Here is a 1,229-nt window from a genome sequence, read left to right on the forward strand (position 1 = left end):
GCGCCATCCTCAGTTAATCCATACACCCTACCGACACGAGATTGGGTATCTATTGATCGAGCGCAAAAAGCGGACATACGACGATGTGTCGCCGTCAGGCTGGTGGACGGCCGAATCGAGGCCCCAAAGTCAGGTGCGAGACCCATCCCGGCCCCCGCCTAAGCCGGCAGCAAAACCCAAAGCCAGGAGATGCCGCTGCGCCTTGCCTTGGCAGGTCTGGAACTCGCCGCCATAGGTGACTTCAACGGCCGCCAATTCACCGGCTTCAGTCCCAACCAGATTTATGTAGCTCGAGCAGCAAGGAACGCCAGCAAATATGATCCCATCCGTTTCGGATCAGTCGACCCCTCGGTCGTCTTTTATGCTAGCGTTCCGCTGCGTTCGAAGGGCCGCGGTGCCAATTGGCTCCTGTCGAAAATACTCGGTTCAATGGTATGTATCCTAGGGTAAGCAGTTGCCCCTGAGAACACATGGGTTTGCGACTGGGTGAAACCTCGCCGAGCTCTCCAGCGTTACTGCGTCTCTTTTCAACACAAGGGGCATCATGATCAATCCGGGGACGAGTACACTTCTTCTCATTCTGGCGGCTATCGTGCCGGTCGCGGCGGCGGCAATTGCCGGCAATCTCGCTACCATTCCCAATGTACCGACATGGTACGCCCACCTGACCAAACCCTCTTTCAACCCACCGAATTGGGTATTTGCCCCGGTGTGGACGACGCTGTACCTGATGATGGCCTATGCTTTCTATCGCGTGCTGAAAGCTAACGCCGACTGGATCAGCTTTGCGGTGGCGATCTTTCTAATTCAGATCACGCTCAACGCGGCCTGGTCGTGGGTGTTCTTTTCGTTCCACAACCCCCGAGGTGGCCTCGTGGTCATCACACTTCTCTGGCTTGCGATCGTCCTGACCATTCTGGCGTTCTGGCAGATCGATCCGACGGCCTCGATGCTACTTTGGCCTTACCTGCTGTGGGTCAGCTTCGCGGCAGCATTGAACTGGGAAATCGATCGACTCAACTGACGCTATTTTGGAATGTGCGACGACCACCTTACACTGAGGAGGGCTTTGCCCGTATCGGCATTATTGCGTTGGTCGATGAGGCCACTGGTTACCAGCGCGACAGAGCCAAGGATGCCCTAGCCAAACTCCTTGAGGCATGGGTAGCTAAGGAATTGCAGATTTGGGTTTAGACATTCCCAAGCGAGTTTTACGAACACATGTTCCG

Annotated in this window: 1 protein-coding gene; it reads left to right on the forward strand. The window is 55.7% G+C overall.

All coding sequences use genetic code 11. The features are described from left to right. Positions 1-544 precede the first annotated feature (544 nt). On the forward strand, positions 545-1,024 hold the full coding sequence (locus EOA85_RS35555) for a TspO/MBR family protein (RefSeq protein WP_127212753.1): 480 nt from the start codon (positions 545-547) through the stop codon (positions 1,022-1,024). Positions 1,025-1,229 lie beyond the last annotated feature (205 nt).

The organism is Mesorhizobium sp. M5C.F.Ca.IN.020.29.1.1 (assembly GCF_003997375.1).
Taxonomy (GTDB): Bacteria; Pseudomonadota; Alphaproteobacteria; order Rhizobiales; family Rhizobiaceae; genus Mesorhizobium; species Mesorhizobium wenxiniae.